Origin of the sequence: Streptomyces sp. NPDC021093 (assembly GCF_044333135.1) — a bacterium.
In the GTDB taxonomy this organism is placed as follows: domain Bacteria; phylum Actinomycetota; class Actinomycetes; order Streptomycetales; family Streptomycetaceae; genus Streptomyces.
In genome coordinates, this window is the sequence record NZ_JBIRQJ010000007.1 from 108028 (window position 1) to 125987 (window position 17960).

14 protein-coding genes and 1 pseudogene are annotated in these 17960 nt (G+C 70.5%); 10 read left to right on the forward strand and 5 right to left on the reverse strand.

Annotated elements, in window-relative coordinates:
* Positions 1 to 65: 65 nt before the first annotated feature.
* From metK to ACH4SP_RS22520, 7 genes and pseudogenes are all read left to right on the forward strand, one after another.
* Positions 66 to 1292: a methionine adenosyltransferase gene (gene metK / locus ACH4SP_RS22490; RefSeq protein ID WP_398417322.1), complete on the forward strand. Its 1227-nt coding sequence runs from the start codon at positions 66 to 68 to the stop codon at positions 1290 to 1292.
* Complete coding sequence (gene metF, locus ACH4SP_RS22495) at positions 1289 to 2218, forward strand: methylenetetrahydrofolate reductase [NAD(P)H] (RefSeq protein WP_398417323.1); 930 nt, start codon at positions 1289 to 1291, stop codon at positions 2216 to 2218. Before metK ends, metF begins: the two co-directional genes overlap by 4 nt.
* Positions 2196 to 2705 (forward strand): annotated as a pseudogene (locus ACH4SP_RS22500) (adenosylhomocysteinase); the annotation flags it as partial. The gene metF and the pseudogene ACH4SP_RS22500, both read left to right, overlap by 23 nt.
* A 788-nt stretch (positions 2706 to 3493) precedes the next feature.
* Positions 3494 to 3955 carry a helix-turn-helix domain-containing protein gene (locus ACH4SP_RS22505; RefSeq protein WP_398417324.1) on the forward strand — a complete coding sequence of 154 codons (462 nt, stop codon included), beginning with the start codon at positions 3494 to 3496 and terminating at the stop codon, positions 3953 to 3955.
* A 20-nt stretch (positions 3956 to 3975) separates the two neighbouring features.
* Complete coding sequence (locus ACH4SP_RS22510) at positions 3976 to 4497, forward strand: hypothetical protein (protein ID WP_398417325.1); 522 nt, start codon at positions 3976 to 3978, stop codon at positions 4495 to 4497.
* Positions 4498 to 4499: 2 nt separating this feature from the next.
* Entirely contained in the window at positions 4500 to 5744 is a 1245-nt protein-coding gene (locus tag ACH4SP_RS22515; RefSeq protein WP_398417326.1) for an MAB_1171c family putative transporter, read from the forward strand.
* Positions 5741 to 7159, forward strand: coding sequence for an amidase (locus ACH4SP_RS22520; RefSeq protein WP_398417327.1), 1419 nt, complete (start codon positions 5741 to 5743; stop codon positions 7157 to 7159). The genes ACH4SP_RS22515 and ACH4SP_RS22520 overlap by 4 nt, the downstream gene beginning before the upstream one ends.
* Positions 7160 to 7264: 105 nt before the next feature.
* On the opposite strand, the gene ACH4SP_RS22525 is transcribed toward ACH4SP_RS22520, so the two are convergent.
* Positions 7265 to 8659, reverse strand: a complete 1395-nt coding sequence (locus ACH4SP_RS22525) for an FAD-binding oxidoreductase (protein WP_398417328.1) — start codon at positions 8657 to 8659, stop codon at positions 7265 to 7267.
* A 265-nt stretch (positions 8660 to 8924) separates the two neighbouring features.
* Between ACH4SP_RS22525 and ACH4SP_RS22530 the strand changes: the two genes are divergently transcribed.
* Positions 8925 to 12182: a tetratricopeptide repeat protein gene (locus ACH4SP_RS22530; RefSeq protein ID WP_398417329.1), complete on the forward strand. Its 3258-nt coding sequence runs from the start codon at positions 8925 to 8927 to the stop codon at positions 12180 to 12182.
* 587 nt (positions 12183 to 12769) lie between these two features.
* Here the strand turns inward: ACH4SP_RS22530 and ACH4SP_RS22535 are convergent.
* Both ACH4SP_RS22535 and mca read right to left on the reverse strand, forming a co-directional pair.
* Positions 12770 to 13087: a hypothetical protein gene (locus tag ACH4SP_RS22535; protein WP_398417752.1), complete on the reverse strand. Its 318-nt coding sequence runs from the start codon at positions 13085 to 13087 to the stop codon at positions 12770 to 12772.
* A 21-nt stretch (positions 13088 to 13108) separates the two neighbouring features.
* Positions 13109 to 13990, reverse strand: a complete 882-nt coding sequence (gene mca / locus ACH4SP_RS22540; protein ID WP_398417330.1) for a mycothiol conjugate amidase Mca — start codon at positions 13988 to 13990, stop codon at positions 13109 to 13111.
* Positions 13991 to 14109: 119 nt separating this feature from the next.
* Between mca and ACH4SP_RS22545 the strand changes: the two genes are divergently transcribed.
* Together ACH4SP_RS22545 and greA are read left to right on the forward strand one after the other, a co-directional pair.
* Complete coding sequence (locus tag ACH4SP_RS22545; RefSeq protein WP_398417331.1) at positions 14110 to 14622, forward strand: DUF4307 domain-containing protein; 513 nt, start codon at positions 14110 to 14112, stop codon at positions 14620 to 14622.
* Between the two features lie 212 nt (positions 14623 to 14834).
* On the forward strand, positions 14835 to 15332 hold the full coding sequence (greA, locus tag ACH4SP_RS22550; RefSeq protein ID WP_398417332.1) for a transcription elongation factor GreA: 498 nt from the start codon (positions 14835 to 14837) through the stop codon (positions 15330 to 15332).
* Positions 15333 to 15403: 71 nt separating this feature from the next.
* Here greA and ACH4SP_RS22555 read toward each other — a convergent pair whose 3' ends face one another.
* Entirely contained in the window at positions 15404 to 16270 is an 867-nt protein-coding gene (locus tag ACH4SP_RS22555; protein WP_398417333.1) for an ABC transporter permease, read from the reverse strand.
* Positions 16267 to 17244, reverse strand: coding sequence for an ATP-binding cassette domain-containing protein (locus ACH4SP_RS22560; RefSeq protein WP_398417334.1), 978 nt, complete (start codon positions 17242 to 17244; stop codon positions 16267 to 16269). Before ACH4SP_RS22560 ends, ACH4SP_RS22555 begins: the two co-directional genes overlap by 4 nt.
* Between the last annotated feature and the right edge of the window lie 716 nt (positions 17245 to 17960).

The following is a 17960-nucleotide window of genomic DNA, read 5'->3' on the forward strand; positions in this document are numbered from 1 at the left end:
CGGCCCGGCCAATGCCGTGATCTTTCCGCCATACCCGCCATACCCGCGAAGAAGGGGATGAGTAGATGTCCCGCCGCTTGTTCACCTCGGAGTCCGTGACCGAGGGTCACCCCGACAAGATCGCTGACCAGATCAGCGACACCATCCTCGACGCGCTCCTCAAGGAGGACCCGAACTCACGAGTCGCCGTCGAGACGTTGATCACCACCGGCCAGGTCCACGTGGCCGGCGAGGTCACGACGAAGGCGTACGCGGACATCGCGTCGCTCGTCCGCGCGAAGATCCTCGAAATCGGCTACGACTCGTCCAAGAAGGGCTTCGACGGCGCCTCCTGCGGCGTGTCGGTGTCGATCGGCGCGCAGTCGTCCGACATCGCGCAGGGTGTGGACACCGCGTACGAGCAGCGTATGGCAGGTACCGCCGCAGGTGAAGAAGGGGACGAGCTGGACAAGCAGGGCGCAGGCGACCAGGGCCTGATGTTCGGCTACGCCTGCGACGAGACGCCCGAACTGATGCCGCTGCCCATCCACTTGGCGCACCAGCTCTCCCGCCGCCTGTCCGAGGTCCGCAAGGACGGCACCGTCCCCTATCTGCGCCCCGACGGCAAGACCCAGGTCACCATCGAGTACGACGGCAACAAGGCGGTCCGCCTCGACACCGTCGTCGTCTCCTCGCAGCACGCCGGCGACATCGACCTGGACGCCCTGCTCACCCCCGACATCCGCGAGCACGTCGTCGACCACGTCCTGTCCCAACTGGCCGACGACGGCATCACGTTGGACACCGACACCTACCGCCTCCTGGTCAACCCGACCGGCCGCTTCGAGATCGGCGGCCCCATGGGCGACGCGGGCCTGACCGGCCGCAAGATCATCATCGACACCTACGGCGGCATGGCCCGCCACGGCGGCGGCGCCTTCTCCGGCAAGGACCCCTCCAAGGTCGACCGTTCGGCGGCGTACGCCATGCGCTGGGTTGCCAAGAACGTCGTCGCGGCAGGCCTCGCCGCCCGCTGCGAGGTCCAGGTCGCCTACGCCATCGGCAAGGCCGAGCCCGTCGGCCTCTTCGTCGAGACCTTCGGCACCCACAAGGCCGACACTCGCAAGATCGAGGCCGCCATCTCCGAGGTCTTCGACCTCCGCCCCGCCGCCATTGTCCGCGACCTCAACCTGCTGCGCCCCATCTACGCCCAGACCGCCGCGTACGGCCACTTCGGCCGCGACCTGCCCGACCTCACCTGGGAGCGCACCGACCGCGTCGACGCACTGCGCAAGGCAGCCGAGCTCTCATGAACCCGGCGCCGAGGACGCCCGGGTTGATAGCCGCGGGAGAGAAGACGTTCTCGTTCGAGTTCTTCCCGCCCAAGACCGAGGCCGGGGACCGGGCACTGTGGCACGCGATCCGCAGGGTCGAGGCGCTGTCTCCTACGTTCGTGTCGGTCACATACGGCGCGGGCGGGTCCTCCCGGGGCCGCACGATCGCCGTGACCAAGAGGATCGCTGCGGAGACAACCCTGCGGCCGGCCGCCCACCTCACGGCTGTCGGCCACTCGGTCGCCGAACTGCGGAGCATCATCGGTCACTATGCGGACGCCGGCATACGTGACGTGCTGGTACTGCGTGGTGACCCACCGGGCGACCCTCGCGGCACCTGGACCCCACACCCTGACGGCTTCACTTATGCCCATGAACTGGTGAGTCTCGTACGGGAGTTGGGCGCATTCACCGTTGGCGTGGCCGCCTTCCCCGAAGGGCACTTCCGCGCTACGTCTCCGGAGACAGAACTGCGCCACTTCATCGCCAAGTGCAGGGCCGGTGCCGACTACGCCATCACGCAGATGTTCTTCGATGCCGAGGCGTATCTGAGGTTCCGCGACCGAGTGGCGGCGGCGGGCTGCGACACCCCGATCATCCCGGAGATCATGCCCGCCACCGACGTACGCCAGATCCGCCGGTTCGCCGAACTGAGCGGCGCTGTGTTCCCCCGAAAGCTGGCGGACCGGCTGGAGTTGACGCGGGGTGACCCATCGGCCTCGTACCAGCTCGGTGTCGAACACGCGACCGCGATGGCACAGCGGTTGTTGGACGAGGGCGCCCCCGGTCTTCACTACATCACCCTCAACCGCTCCACGGCAGCCCTGGACATTCACCGGGGCCTTCAACACATAGATCAGACACAGGAAACGGGAAGTATCGATGCCCTCACTGATCACCGGTGATTTCAGGGCAGCGGACCTTTCCCTCGCCGATTTCGGCCGTAAGGAGATCACCCTCGCCGGGCATGAGATGCCCGGTCCGATGGCGATCCGCAAGGAGTACGCCGCTTCGCAGCCGCTGGCCGGCGCCCGGGTGACCGGCTCGTTGCACATGACGGTTCGGACGGCGGTTCTGATCGAGACGCTGGTCGCGCTGGGTGCCGAGGTGCGCTGGGTGTCCTGCAACATCTTCTCGACCCAGGACCACGCGGCCGCCGCGGTCGCGGTGGGCCCGAACGGCACTGCGGACAGCCCTCAGGGCGTGCCGGTGTTCGCGTGGAAGGGCGAGTCGCTTCAGGAGTACTGGTGGTGCACGGAGCAGACGCTGACCTGGCCGGACTCGCCCACCGGCGGCCCGAACATGATCCTGGACGACGGCGGTGACGCAACCGTCCTCGTTCGCAAGGGTGTTGAGTACGAGAAGGCGGGCAAGGCCCCGACGGTGGAGACCACTACGTTCTCCAGGTCCGGCCGGTCAGGTCCGACTGGCAGGAAGCAAGCCATTCAGCCAGTTGTCACCGGTGAGGGGGCATCAAGAAGTGCACGTGTACCGGTGTTTGCCGCACCGGGAACTTCTCCGGCTGCGCAGTGATTCGGCAGAGGAAGGCTCAGCACTGCACGGGTTCCGCTCCGGCGGCCGGAGCCATCCCCCGAGTGGTGGCTCCGGCCGCCGTGCGGCGGCGGCGCGCGAGGCGCCGACCGTCTTGGTTCAGCCGTGAGACGGCTGAAAGCGCGTGGGTCGAACACGGCACACGGATCTCAGCGGTGACGTTCGCGCGACCGCTGAGAGGTTCTCGTACCGGGGCGGCGCAGGTTCGCGTGTCGGACACGAGCGCTCCGGTGACCGACAGCGGCGGCTGGCCGTCCGGGCGCGGAGCAGAACATTCCGGTCGCGCGACGCGACGACGAGTCCGTCGGCGCCCCGCCCTTCGAGGGTGCGCGTCCCCTGCTCGGTGCCGTCGGTCAGGGCTTCCATGGTCAGCATTCGGGGCCTCTTTGCATGGTGTTCCCGTCCGCCGGGCAAGGAGACGGAAGCGAGTGGTCAGCTCGCTACGAGCACGCGTGGTGCCCAACCCCCGGGTGTGCTCCTTACGATGGGGTGGCTCACTGCTTCGGCGGTAGACATCGCGTCGGCGCAGGGCCAATGACGTGACGTCGATTGCTAATCTCAGTTAATGCCTTCAGGAGGGTACTTGGCAACCAGGCGATCACGTCAACTGAGATTAATCGGAGGATGGAGTGCCCCAACACCCCCAACAGCCCGGCCCGGCAGAGCCGGCGGCCGGACGCGGCGAGAGCCTGGCGGAGCGGTTGACACGGCTCTTCGAGATCGTGCATCCACGCGACCGCGGGCCCTACTCGAACGAGGAAGTCGCGCAGAAGATCGCGGAGGCCGGCGGGTCGAAGGTCTCCCACGTCTACCTGTGGCAGCTGCGGACGGGGCGGCGCGACAACCCCACCAAGCGGCATCTGGAGGCGCTGGCCAACTTCTTCGGCGTGCCGGTCGCGTACTTCTTCGACGACGAGGAGGCCGCAGCCGTGAGCGAAGAGCTGGAGATGCTGCGGGTCATGCGGGATGCGGGGGTGCAGCGGGTCGCGGCACGCGTTGCCGGATTGTCACCGAAGTCCCTGAAGGCCATTCTGGCCCAGATCGAGCACGTACGAGAACTGGAGGATCTTCCGCCTGAATCGGATGCATAACAACGGAAGAGAAGAGAGACATGCGCGAAATTACTCACCGTCAGTGCGCGGAATTCGTGCGCGGCCTGCACCTTCCGCCCGTCGGCAGCATCCGCGAGCTGCTGCCGCACATCGAGGAACGCTCAGGACTGCCGATCCGCCTCGAAGCGGCGCCGCCCGAGTGGGACGAGGAGGCGGTGTGCGGCATGTGGTTGCGCACCGTCCACACCGACTACATCTTCGTCGTCGAGGAGACGAGCAGATCGCACCAGGACCACATCATCGCGCACGAAGTCGCGCACATCCTGCGCAATCATCAGTCCGCCGAAGCCAAATTGCCGCCCCCGGCGCCCATACCCCGGCGGATCTCGTCCCGTCTGGACCCGGACATGGTGCGCAGCGTCCTGGGACGCGCCTTCTACGCCCACCAGGATGAGCGGGAGGCGGAGCTGATCGCCACGCTGCTCCAGCACCGCATCCATCGCCCCGGCGCACCGCGGCCGAACGTCGCCGACGAATTGGTCGACCGGGTCACCCGCACCCTCCTTGGCCGGGGGAAATAGAGATGCAGCAGCTGCTCCACCCCATATGCCTGGCCCTGGCCATTGCCGGTCTGCTGGCCTTGGTGCGGTCACCGCGCCGACTGCGCAACGACCCTTCGCGGGCCGCACTCGCCGCCGCGTTCGCCTGTTCGATGGCTTCCTTCGTCGTCAGCCTGCACCCCGTGTGGCGGGTTCTCGACGCGGTACTGGGCCGTCCCTCCACCGGCGTGCTGCTGGCCCACAGCGCAGTCGTCACCTTGTTGGTATGCCAGCTTGTCGTTCTTGCCCACTGGGGGCTTTCCGCCCCGCGTGCCCGCCGTGTCGCACGCCGGTCGCTGTTGACCGGAGCCGTCGTCATCGCGGTCCTTGCCACCCTGTTCTTCTCCCTCACCCCTGTTTCCTCCTCTCCGCAGAACGTCACCGCCGCCTACGCCCACACCCCCGCCTACCAGGCGTACATGCTGATCTACGTCGGCGCCTACGCAACCGGGGAGTTGCTGCTGGGCGGAGCCTGTCTTGCCGTGGCACGTCGGGACGGACAGCCTCGCTGGGTCTCGATCGGCCTGCGCGTCGTCGCCGTCGGCGCATTGCTGACCCTCGGCTTCAGCATCGAACGCCTTGCCGCGATCATCGCCGCGATGAACGGTGGCGTCCTCCCGCCGGCCGCCGAGTCGGCTGCCTGGCTGTTCGCCGACATCGGCACCTTCCTCAACCTCGGTGGATGGTTCGTCCCCGTCCTCGGCGTTCAGATCCTCCCCTGGGTACGGGCCTGGGTACGGGCCCCGCGCGACTACCAACGGCTGGAACAGCTGTGGTCGGCGATGTCCCACGCACTGCCGCACCTGTCCTTCCACGCCGCCCCGGAACCGCCGTCCGACAGCAGCGCGCTGCGGCACCGGCTGAACTGGCGTCTCTACGGGCGCCGCAAGGAGATCCTCACCTGGCACCTGCACCGGCGCAGTGTGGAGATCCGGGACGGGCAGTGGACACTGCGGCACCACCTCGCGCCCGCTGTGCGCCAGAAGTCCGAGCAACGGCACCGCGCCGCCGGTCTCTCCGGCCGCCGCCTGGCCCACGCCGTCACCGCCGACCAGCTTCACGCCGCTCTCCTCGCCTTCGAGAACGGGGAGGAGACACCGGGACCCACCGAGTACGCGGACAAGAGCGTCCGCGCCGACGTGCGCATCCCCGATCAGGACGTACGTGCCCTGACCGAGATCGCCGCCCACTTCACCGTCCCCACGCAGAAGGAACGCGAACCGCAATGACCCCGCAGTACCCCTCCGCCCGCGACACCCTGAACGCACTGGAGCGCGGCGAGACCACCAGCCGCGCGCTGACCACCGCGTACCTGGAACGCATCACCGCCGAGCCGAAGATCAACGCCGTCGTCACCACCGACTCGGAACGGGCCCTCGCCGCGGCGGACGCCGCTGACGAACGGCGCTCCCGCGGCAAGCCCGGCGGGCCGCTGCTCGGACTGCCCATGACCGTCAAGGACTCTCTGGAGACCGCGGGACTGCGCACCACCAGCGGCGGCGCTCTGGCCGACCACGTCCCCGCCGCGGACGCCGACGCCGTCGCCCTGCTCCGGGCCGCCGGAGCGATCATCATCGGCAAGACCAACACCCCGCCGATGTGTCAGGACATCCAGACCAGCAACGACCTGTTCGGTACCACTCCGAATCCGTACGACGCCGCGCGCACGGCAGGCGGCTCCTCCGGCGGACCCGCCGCCGCCGTCGCCGCCGGACTCACCCCGCTGGAAGTCGGCTCCGACCTCGCCGGATCGCTGCGCCTTCCCGCGCACTACTGCGGCGTCTACGGGCTGCGCACCACCCGCGGCATCGTGCCCACCCGTGGCCACGTCCCCCGGCCGCCGGGCTGGATGACCAGCTCCGACATGCTCACCATCGGCCCCTTGGCCCGCAGCGCCGAGGACCTCGACCTGGCCCTCGACGTGCTCGCCGGCCCCTCCCCCGCGGACAGTCCCGGCTGGAGCCTTCAGCTGCCGGCCGCCCGCCACACCTCACTCGCCGACCTGCGCATCGGCATCTGGGCGGACGACCCCTACTGCCCCGTCGACACGGACACCCGCCACCTGCTGGAACAGGTCGCCACCAGCCTCCGCGCCGCCGGGGCGAGCCTGGACGAACACTCCCGTCCCATCGACGACTTCGCCGACTCCGACCGGCTCTTCCAGCAGCTGATGTTCGCCACCTCCTCCGCCACCGCAGGACAGGAGGAGTTCGACGGACAGACCCGGTCCGCCGAGCAGCTGCCGGACGACCACCCGGCCGCACTGTTCCTGCGGTCGCGCACGATGCGGCACCGGGACTGGCTGCGGGCTCACGAAGAACGCGAGCAGCTGCGCGAACGATGGGCCGCCTACTTCCGCACCGTGGACGTACTGATCACCCCGGCCGCGCCGACCGCCGCCGTGGCCGACCAGACCGGCGTTCCGCCCACCGAGCGGTACTTCACCGTCGACGGCGAAAGGCGCAGCTTCTTCGGCCAGACCGCCTGGCTCAACCTCGTCAGCCACGTCGGCCTGCCCGCCGCGGTCGCCCCCATGGGCCGCGACCGTGACGGGATGCCGCTCGGCGTCCAGATCATCGGTCCCCACCTCGCCGACCGCACCGTCGTCGCGGTGGCCGGTCAACTCGCCGCGGAGGCTGCCTGACAGCCGGCCCGACCGGTGTGGCCGAGGCCGGGAGCCACCCCGTGCGCAGCACGGATGCCCGGTGGTGGCTCCCGGGCCCACCCGCCTGGCCGGCCCGCGCTTCCCCTACGGGGAGACGGAAGGTCCGGGGCGGACATTGCGGTTGAACCGGAAGAGGTTCTGCGGGTCGTGGGCGGACTTGAGGGCGGCCAGGCGGTCGTAGGTGCCGGGCCGGTAGCCGGCCCGGGTCTGGTCCTCGTCGGCGTGCTCGCCGTCTCCGTAGAGGAAGTTGAGACTGTGGCCGAGGGTCCACGGCGCCAGGGCCTCGCGCAGCTGGGCGTGGCGGTCGCGGACCTCGTCGGGGCCTGTGCCGCCGGGTCCGTAGAGGGAGAGGGCGCAGACGAGGTACTCCGCCTCCCGGTGGTCCACCGCGATCCCGGCCTGCCCCTGCCCGTGCAGGGCGCCGCCGAGGTGACGTACGGCCAGGACGCACGGTACGGGCGACTGCGGCCCGGCCACGGCGAGCAGGGAGTCCAGCGCCTTGGGGGGCAGTTCGCCGAGCAGGGCATTGGTGCCGGCGTACGACTGCGGGGCGACCGGGTCGTTGTGGATGGTGCCGGACTCGGTGAAGGGCATGGTCCGCAGGCTGTCCACGAGGCGGGCGCCGACTTCGCGCAGCGGTGCGACGAGGCGTTCCCCCTCCTCGGCAGGGCCGTTGTAGACGATGCGGAAGGAGGCCACGTAACGGCCTCGCAGCGGGGCGGGGACCTGCGGGATGTCGGGGAGGCCGAGCAGGGTGACGGACGAGGTCAGTTCCTCGGGCGCCCCGGCGCTCCACCGTCGCCAGGTCTCCAGTGCCTTCTCGATCAGCGGAGCGTCGAAGACCAGTTGGCCCGCGTAGAGCGTGCTGACCGGGACGAGCGACATTTCCAGGGCGGTGACGACGCCGAAGTTGCTGCCGCTGCCCAGCACCGCGCCGAACAGCTCGTCCCCCGGCTCCACCCGGCGCAGCACTCCGTCCGCGGTGACGATCTCCAGGGCGTGCACGTGGTCGGCCGCATAGCCGAACTGCCGGGCCAGCAGCCCGATTCCGCCGCCCAGGGTGTATCCGACGACCCCGACGCCCGGCGAGGAGCCGGTGAGCGGCGCCAGCCCATGGGCTGCGGCCGCCTCGATCAGCGCGCCCGCCCGGACCCCTGCGGCGACGCGGGCGGTCCTGGCTCCGGGGTCGATCCGCACCTCGGTCATCCGCCGGGTACTGATCAGCACCCCGCTCTCGACGGCCACCGACAGGCCGTGTCCCGTCGCCTGCACGGCCACGGGTAATCCGTGCTCCGCCGCGTGGGCCACGGCCCTGCGGACGTCTTCCGCGTCGGCCGCGCCGACGACCAGCGCGGGACGGTGCGTGTACGCGGTCTGGTAGCCGGAGACTTCCTCGTCGTATCCGGCGTCGCCCGGTCGGAAGACCGGGCCGGTGAAAGTGGGGACTTCCTGCGTTCTCTGATGAGCCGTATTTCCCATGGATCAAGGATGTCGGCGATTTCCCGCAACCCCAAGAGCGGGTCGAGAAGCATTCGTTATGGAGATTCGGCGACTGCGCCGCTTCTCCGTTCCGCCGCCCGACGGCGTGCCCGACGCCCGGCACCGGCCGCTTCGGCCCTCGACGCACGGGTTCTCTCGCGTACTGGCCCGTCAAGCAGGACACTTGAGGCATCCGGGCGTCCCACAGCGGAGCTGCGACGTCTCCGCCGCGTCCGGACATCGCTGAGGGAGGGGGGACACACACGTGCGGGAGAGCCACCGGGCGGATGCCGAGCGGGTGTTGGAGCGGGCCGTCGAGGAAGAGGTGCGGCGGTCCGGCGGGCGGACCGACGGGCGGGCGCTGCTGGTGCGGGGGCGGGCCGTGCTGGACGCGATGCTGGCACCGGCCGCCGAGGAGTACGCCGCGTACGTGGCCGCCCTCGACAAGGCGGGCGCCGGGCATCAGCCCCTGTCGGAACGTTTCAGCAGGCAGAGCATCGGCACCCCCGTGCTCGTGACGGGCGTGGCGGCGATCGCCGCGTTCAGCACCGATCTGGCCCTGGGGACGGCGTCGGGCACCGCCCTCGCCGCCGGGGCCGTGGTCGCCGTCGCCGGGGCGGCCGCGACCGTCGCCAGGGTGACCGCCGCCCACTGGCCGGCCGCGCACCGGCGGGCGGGTGCGCTGGGGCAGCCCGGCGGGCACGAACAGCTGAAGCTGACGTGGCTGACGGCGCTGGAGGTACGGGGCGTACGCCCGTATCTGGACCAGCAGCGGATGGTGGCCGCCGCGACCCGGGCACGGCCGCCCGGCACGGCGCAGAAGACGGCGGCGGCGCCGACCGTGCTGCGCGGCGGCAATCGCAGTGCGGCCGCCCGGCGCAGGACCGTACTGGAGCAGTCCTTCGCCCAACTGCGGCAGGTGGACGGGCCGTTCGCGGGTCGGCGGGCGGAAATGGCACAGATCGCACAGTGGGTGCACGCGGCGCGGGCGAGCACGCAGACGCGGCCGACGGTGGTCGTGCTGTACGGGGAGCCCGGCTCAGGGCGCTCGACGCTCGCACTGCGGGCGACGCACGGGCTGAAGGACCAGTTCCGGGGCGCGTGCGTGGTCGATCTGCGCAACGGCGCGCCGGGGAAGACGGAGGTCCCCACGTCCACGCGGGACGCCCTGCTGCACCTCCTCAACCGGCTCGGCGCACCCCGCGAGCAGCTCCTCTTCCGCGAGCAGCGCTCCGAACGGTCCACGCAGGAACAGCACTTGAAGCGGCTGACCGAGCTGTACCACCAGCACCTCACCGGCCTGCCGGTGACCGTCGTACTGGAGGACGCCACCGACGCGGAGCAGGTCCGCACCCTCATCCCGGAGCGCTCGGACAGCCTCGTCCTGGTCACCGCGCGCGCCCCGCTGGACCTGCCGCAGGACACCCCGGCGTGGGTGCACCAGCTGGCGGTGGAGCCGTTGGACGGGGCGGGCGCCGAGGAGCTGCTGCGGGCGGTCGCCGAGGCCGACCACCCTTCGCAGCAGGCTCCCTACGACGGTGAATCGACGGACCGCACAAGGGAGTTGTGCGGCGGGCTGCCGCTCGCCCTGCGGGTCGCGGGGTCGTCGCTCGGCCCGCGCAGCATGCGCACGCTGGCCGCCGACCTCGGGGCGTACGGGCCGGTGGACCCGGTCGAGCGGGCGCTCTCGCTGCGCTACGCCGACCAGTCCGAGCAGGGCCGGCGGCTGCTGCGCAGGCTCTCCCTCGCGGGCCGGGCCAGTCTCGGCGGTGCGGCGGCGGCCGCACTGCTGGCCACCGACGAGCAGGAGGCGCGGCGGCGGCTGTCGGAGCTGGCCGGGGCGGGGCTGATCGACCACGTCGGCGGCAGCCGCTACCGGCTGCACGACCTGGTGCGCTCCTTCTCGTACGCCCGGCTGCTCGACGAGGAGGAACCGGCCGAGCGGACGGCCGCGCAGGAACGCCTCATCCAGAACTACGGCGAGCTGGCCGACTCGGTGATCCGCCTCGTCGACGGCAAGAACTCGACCCGTGCGGACCGCTTCGGCCCGCACGGCTTCACCTCGCTGGACGCGGCGCTGCGCTGGCTGGACGACGAGTCGTCGTTCATCACGGCCGCCCTGCGGCACGCCGAGGGCGTCGACCAGCAGCTCGTCCTCAACCTCCTCGGCGCCCTGTGCGACTACTGCCTGCTGCGCGGCGACCTCTACCGCCTGGGCGAGATCAGCGAGCTGACCCAAGCCGTCGACCAGGGGCTCCTCGTACGTTCGGTGCAGTGGCGGACCGGCATCGCGGCCCGCCAGCTCGGTGAGCTCGACAAGGCGCGCACCACGCTCTCCTCGGTCGTCGACCTCTACTTCGAGGCGCAGCACGAGGCGGGCGCGGCCCGCGCGCTCGGCTCGCTCGGCATCACCCTGCACCACCAGGGCAACCTCACCGAGGCGGCGGCCAAGCTGCGCGAGGCCCTCGACCTCCAGTCGTCGGCGGCGCTGGCGGGCGACCGCGCGTGGAACCTGCACGCCCTCGCGGCGGTGGAGCGCGACCGGGCGAACCTCGCCGAGGCCGTCGAACTCCTCGACACGGCGCTGGCCCTGCACCGGGAGGGCGAGTCGCTGCACGGGCAGGCGTGGGCGCACTTCCAGCTCGGCCAGGTGTGCCTGCGGATGGGTGAAGTGCCGCGTGCGGAGGGGGAGTTGAGGGCCGCCCTCGACCTGTACGGCCGTACCCGCGACGACCGAGGCGAGGCGTGGGCGCTCACCCAGCTCGCCCGCGCCCGCCTCGTCGCGGGCGATCCGGGCCCGGCGGTCGACGGCCTGCGCCAGGCCCTCTCCCGCCACCTCGACAACGAGGACGCGCGCGGCGAGGCATGGACGCTGTACTACCTGGGCCAGGCGCTGGAGGAGCGCGGCGACCACGACCAGGCGGTACGGGAGCTGGAGCGGGCGCGGACGATGTTCTCCCGGATGCGCGACGTGTACGGCCTGGCCTGCGCCCGCCACCACTCCGGCCGCGTCACCCGCGACCAGCGCGCCGTACAGACCGGCAACCTCCGCAACTCCGGCTTCGCCCGCCAGCTCCTGATGGACGCCCGCCAGGACTTCCGCCGCATCGGCGTCGCCCACGGCGAGGCGTGGACGGTCCTGGAACTGGTCGTCGTCGACGCGGGCAACTCCCGCCCGGAGCAGGCCCTTTCGCTCTGCGACGAGGCGGTCGCACTCTTCGCCTCGTACGAGGACAGGCGCGGCGGCGACTGGGCCCGCTTCCTGCGCTGCACCCTCCTCCCGTTCGCCCACCCGGGCGGCGCGGAGGCGGGCACGTCGCTGGCCGAGGAGGAACTCGCCCTGCTCCTCTCGGAGCCCCACCCCACCCGCGACGACCGCCTGACGGACTGCGCGGAGGCGTACCGGGTGGTCCTGGGCCGGGGCGCGGACCTGACGGCGGGCTGGCAGGCATGGCGCCTGGGCATGGTCCCGAACCGGCATTCGAGGGAGGTGATGGGGGTGCCGGTGGGGGCGGTGAAGTAGCGGCGGGGAACAACGGGGCCGAGAGGCGCGGGAGCCGCGCTCACCAAGAGGCGGGAACCGCCGGGCACGGCGCTGCCTTCACAGACGGGCACGGACGGACGGGCGCGGACCGGCAGGCGCAGACCAGGCAGGCGCAGACCGGCGGCGCAGACCGGCAGAGGGTACCGACCGGCAGGCGCAGACCGGCGGCGCAGACCGGCAGAGGGCACGGACCGGCAGGCGCAGACCGGCGAGCGCAGACCGGCGAGCGCAGACCGGCGGCGCAGACCGGCAGAGGGCACGGACCGGCAGGCGCAGACCGGCGAGCGCAGACCAGGCAGGCGCAGACTCCGGTGGGTACGGACCAGCGGGCGCAGACTCCGGCAGGCTCAGGCCAGCGGGCTCGGGCTCGGGCTCCGGCCACCTGCGGCCGGAGTCCGCGCGCCTGCCGCTGTCACCAGGTCACCGGCGGCGTGCCCTCGCACCGAGCAGCCGGACCTGGCCGACTGCTCGCGCCGAGCCGCCCGCCGGGCAGGCGGCCTGCCGGCAGCGCCGAACCGCCAAGCTGCCGAGCGGTCGAGCCGCCGAGCAGGCGGACCGGCGGTGGGTTACTTCTTCTTGCCGGAGCTGCCCGAGCCGCCCGAGCCCTTGGCAGAGGCGCCGGAAGCGCCGGAGGGCTTGGCGGGCGTCTCGGACGCGGCGGACGCCGCGGCCTTCGGCCTGGCGTCGCCCTCCGCACCCTCCGAAGCCTTCGCATCCGGATCCGGTGCCTCCTCGAAGGAGACCTTGCCCATGTGCCGGTTCATCGACTTCATCAGCGCCCACACGCCGAGCGCCAGCGCCGCGAACACGATGAAGCCCAGGATTCCCGGGGTCACCTTGTTCTTGTCGAAGCCTTCGGCGGCGAGCGGCACGAGCTGAGTCATTGCTGCCTGGGAAACGTTCACCTACGCATTGTCGCGGATGCCCGCGAAGAGGTCGCTCTCGGGGAGGGAGGTCGGCACGAGAGCCTTCGCCAGCTCGTACTCCTCCGTCGGCCAGATCTCCCGCTGGATCTCCATCGGGATCCGGAACCAGCCGCCGTCCGGGTCGATCTGCGTGGCGTGCGCGAGCAGTGCCTTGTCGCGGATCTCGAAGAACTCTCCGCAGGGCACGAAGGTGGTCAGCGTGCGCTCGACGCGCTCGAACTCCTCCCACCGCTTCAGCCAGTCGCCGTACGGCGACTCCAGGCCGCGGTCCAGCAGCGCCTCGTGCAGCGCGACCGTGCGCGGCTTGTTGAAGCCCTGGTTGTAGTAGAGCTTCAGCGGCTGCCAGACGGGCCCGAACTCGTCCTCGGGGAAGGCCGCCGGGTCGGCCGCTCCGTCGAAGGCCACCATCGTGATCTGGTGGGTCATGATGTGGTCGGGGTGCGGGTAGCCGCCGTTCTCGTCGTACGTGGTGACGACCTGCGGCCGGAAGGCGCGGATCGACTTCACCAGACGGCCGGCCGCCTCGTTGACGTCCTCCAGTGCGAAGCAGCCCTCGGGCAGCGGCGGCAGCGGGTCGCCCTCGGGCAGCCCGGAGTCGACGAAGCCGAGCCACTCCTGCTTGACGCCCAGGATCTCGCGGGCCTCGTCCATCTCGCGCTGGCGGACCTCGTGGATGTGCTCCTCGATGTACTTGTCGCCCTGGAGCTTCGGATTGAGGATGGAGCCGCGCTCCCCGCCCGTGCAGGTCACGACATGGACGTCCACCCCCTCGGACACGTACTTCGCCATGGTGGCCGCACCCTTGCTCGACTCGTCGTCGGGGTGGGCGTGCACGGCCATCAAGCGCAGCTGCTCAGTCAAGATCTCGATCCTCGGTGATCCGGGCGCCCTCGGTGTCTGCGGCGCAAAGTACGACTCATATAGTGACCGAACCGGGGGTGGGAATATTCCTGACCCCTGCGCAGCCGGAGGATCACAGCATGAATGCGGTACGTGACGGAGCTTCCGGCACCCCCGGCGATCCCGGCACGCCCGGCGCCTCCGGCACGCCCGGCACCGACGGCGCTCCCAGCGCCCCTGGTGTTCCCAGCGCCCCTGGTGTTCCCGCGGACCGCTACGGCCGCTCCGCCGACCAGCGTGCGGACCGCAAGCTGAAGGTCATCGGCTCGGTGCTCGGAGTGCTGCTGCTCCTGCTGATCGGCTGGATCGGGTACGGGTACATCTCGAAGCAGGTGATCAGCGCCGAGCTGATCAAGTTCGACCTCAAGTCCTCGCAGTCCGAGGTGCAGGTCCACCTGGAGATCCGCAAGGACGCCGACGCCACCGGTACGTGCACGGTGCGCGCGCTCGCCGAGAACGGCGCCGAGGTCGGGCGCAAGGACGTACGGATCACGGAGAAGGGCAAGAGCCGGATCGACGAGCTCTACTCGGTGCGCACGACGGCGAAGGCGACGAGCGCGGAGCTGCTGAGCTGCACCGCTGACGGACAGTAGCCGATGGTGACCGGGCGGCTCCTTGCCGTGCCTGCCCGTACCTGCTCCGTACCCCTAACTACACCCTCTGACCTGCGTTGACGCAGTTCTGACGGTTTTGGTTCTCCCCTGACGGGCATCGAATTGTTAGGCTCGTGGTTTCGCCCGCCCGTGGAGGCACATCCTTCTGGGGTAGGGCGATGCTTTGTTATCCGTAACTTCGAGGAGCACCTGTGACCCAGACCAGCGACGACGTCACCTGGCTGACCCAGGAGTCGTACAACAAGCTCGTGGAAGAGCTGGAGTACCTGTCGGGTCCGGCGCGCGGTGAGATCACTGCGAAGATCGCGGCGGCCCGTGAGGAGGGCGACCTCCGTGAGAACGGCGGGTACCACGCGGCCAAGGAGGAGCAGGGCAAGCAGGAGCTCCGCATCCGCCAGCTGAAGCAGCTCCTGGAGCGCGCGAAGGTCGGCGAGGCCCCCACCGCCAGTGGTGAGGCGGCTCCCGGCATGGTCGTGAAGATCGCCTTCGACGGCGACGAGGACGACACGATGACGTTCCTGCTCGCCTCCCGCGAGTACCCGAGCGCCGACATCGAGACGTACTCGCCGCAGTCCCCGCTGGGCACCGGCGTGATCGGCAAGAAGGTCGGCGAGGACGCCGAGTACGAACTGCCGAACGGCAAGAAGGCCATGGTGCGGATCCTGGAGGCGACGCCCTACCAGGGCTGAGTCCGCACGATTCGGTACGTACGAGAGCCCCCGGCAGCGACTGTGCGCCGGGGGCTCTCGCGTACGCACGGTCAGGCGGTCGCCGAGCGGTACTTGCGCACGGCGAGGGTCCGGAAGACCACGATGATCAGGACGGACCAGATCAGCGAGGCCCAGACCGGGTGCTCCATGGGCCAGGCCCCGGTGATCGAGGTCGGCATGGTGTCCATGGTGTTGCCGAAGAGCTGCCGGGCCGCCTGCACGGTGGCGCTGAACGGGTTCCATTCGGCGACGTGCTGGAGGAACGTCGGCATGCCGGTGACCGGCACGAACGCGTTCGAGATGAAGGTCAGCGGGAAGAGCCAGATCAGGCCGCCCGAGGTGGCCGCCTCGGGGGTGCGGACGGACAGGCCGATCAGTGCGCCGATCCAGGAGAAGGCGTAGCCGAGCAGGAGCAGCAGCGCGAAGCCCGCCAGCACCTTCAGGAGGTTCTCGTGGGTGCGCCAGCCGATCAGCAGGGCGACGCCCGCCAGTACGACCAGGGTGAGCGCGGTCTGCACCAGGTCGGCGAGGGTGCGGCCGGTGAGGACCGCGCCGCGGGCCATGGGCAGTGACCGGAAGCGGTCGATGAGGCCCTTGTGCATGTCGTCGGCGATGCCTGCGCCCGCACCGGCCGTCGCGAACGTGACCGTCTGGGCGAAGATGCCCGCCATCAGGAACTCTTTGTAGGCCTGTGGCGAGGTCGAGCCGCCGACCTGGATCGAGCCGCCGAACACGTACGTGAACAGCACGACGAACATCACCGGCTGGATGATCCCGAAGAGGATCATTTCGGGAATCCGAGACATCCGGATCAGGTTGCGCTTCGCGATGGTCAGCGAGTCGGTGACCGACTGCAGCGGGCCTCCCCTGGCCACGGGCGCGAGGGACTTCACTGTCGTCACGGTGTCGGCACTCACTTCTTCCCCACCTCCTCCTCGTCCTCGGCGGGCTCCTCCGCCGCATGGCCCGTCAGCGAGATGAAGACGTCGTCGAGGGTCGGGCGGCGCAGGCCGATGTCGTCGATCTCCACACCGCGCGCGTCCAGCTCGCGGATGACCTCGGCGAGGAGCTTCGCGCCGCCGGTGACCGGGACGGTCAGCTTGCGGGTGTGCTGCTCGACCTTGGTGCCGCCCTTGCCGAAGCCGCGCAGCACCTCGTCGGCGATCGGGATGTGCTCGCGCTCGTGGACGACGACCTCGATGCGCTCGCCGCCGGTGCGGGCCTTGAGCTGGTCCGACGTACCGCGTTCGATGACCTTGCCGTGGTCGATGACGCAGATGTCGTGGGCGAGGTGGTCGGCCTCCTCCAGATACTGGGTGGTGAGCAGGAGGGTGGTACCTCCGGCGACCAACTCCTGGATGACTTCCCAGAGTTGCTGCCGATTGCGGGGGTCGAGGCCGGTGGTCGGCTCGTCCATGAACATCACGGGCGGGGAGACCACGAGGGCTGCCGCGAGGTCGAGGCGGCGGCGCATTCCGCCGGAGTACGTCTTGGCCGTACGGTCCGCGGCGTCGCCGAGGTTGAAGCGCTCCAGGAGTTCGGCGGCGCGGGCCTTCGCCGCCTTCGTGGACATCTGGTAGAGCCTGCCGACCATCTGGAGGTTCTCGCGGCCGGTGAGGTACTCGTCGACGGCCGCGAACTGGCCGGAGAGGCCGATCGAGCGCCGCACTTCGTTGGGATGCTTGAGGACGTCGATCCCGGCGACGAAGGCCTTTCCGCTGTCGGGCTGGAGCAGGGTGGTCAGGACGCGGACGGCGGTGGTCTTTCCCGCGCCGTTCGGCCCGAGCAGTCCGAGAACGGTGCCCTCGGGGACGTCGAGATCGACGCCTCCCAGGGCTTTCACGTCGCCGAAGGTCTTGACCAGCCCCTCGGCATAGATGGCGCCTGGCATAAGGGGTCCCCCATGTGTGTGGGTGGTTCCTACGCGAAATTTTAGGTTTGCCGGACTCGTCCCGCCCGGCGAGGCAGAGCGCGAGACACACCATAACGCGATACATCGCGTCCGGAGAAGGGATTTCCGGGACTGCCCCGGAGGGATCACGGGACGGCCGGCCAGTCCCTCTGGAGGGACGCGCTCAACGCGGCCCCCGGAACACCGGATTCAGCACTCCGGAGCGGGACCCGACGGTCTGCGCACTGCCTGGCCGGGCGCATTGCACGACCGCTCGGCAATCGCCGGACCATACGGACCGCCCGGACCAGCGGCCCCGGACCGCCCGGACCAGCGGCCCCGGACCGCCCGGACCAGCGGCCCCGGACCACCTGGACCAGCAGTCCCGGACCACCTGGACCAGCGGTCCCGGACCAGCGATCCCGGAGCGGTATCCGACGGCCTGCCGGACAGCCCGGTTCGGCAATCGCAGACCTGCCCGATCCAGCAGTCCGCGGGCTCGCGGGCTGTCGAGTTCGGCGGGCTCCGGAGTGTCGGCCCGGCAGGCTGGGGAGTGCCCGATCCGGCTATCTCCGAACTGCCCGCTGAAGGGCACCCCGAGATCGCCCGGGAGTGCCATGCCCGAGGCGGCCCGAGAGGTGCGTGCCCCGGACCGCCCAGGAGCAGCGCGTTCAGGAACACCCGGGAACGCCGTACCCAGGACCACCCGGAAAGGG

Bases quoted from the DNA above. Each gene is read 5' to 3' on its own strand.
- ACH4SP_RS22560 (WP_398417334.1), bottom strand. From the start codon at position 17,244: ATGCCAGGCGCCATCTATGCCGAGGGGCTGGTCAAGACCTTCGGCGAC.
- ACH4SP_RS22525 (WP_398417328.1), bottom strand. From the start codon at position 8,659: ATGGGAAATACGGCTCATCAGAGAACGCAGGAAGTCCCCACTTTCACC.
- metK (WP_398417322.1), top strand. From the start codon at position 66: ATGTCCCGCCGCTTGTTCACCTCGGAGTCCGTGACCGAGGGTCACCCC.
- ACH4SP_RS22545 (WP_398417331.1), top strand. From the start codon at position 14,110: ATGAATGCGGTACGTGACGGAGCTTCCGGCACCCCCGGCGATCCCGGC.
- ACH4SP_RS22510 (WP_398417325.1), top strand. From the start codon at position 3,976: ATGCGCGAAATTACTCACCGTCAGTGCGCGGAATTCGTGCGCGGCCTG.
- ACH4SP_RS22515 (WP_398417326.1), top strand. From the start codon at position 4,500: ATGCAGCAGCTGCTCCACCCCATATGCCTGGCCCTGGCCATTGCCGGT.
- ACH4SP_RS22535 (WP_398417752.1), bottom strand. From the start codon at position 13,087: ATGACTCAGCTCGTGCCGCTCGCCGCCGAAGGCTTCGACAAGAACAAG.
- metF (WP_398417323.1), top strand. From the start codon at position 1,289: ATGAACCCGGCGCCGAGGACGCCCGGGTTGATAGCCGCGGGAGAGAAG.
- ACH4SP_RS22520 (WP_398417327.1), top strand. From the start codon at position 5,741: ATGACCCCGCAGTACCCCTCCGCCCGCGACACCCTGAACGCACTGGAG.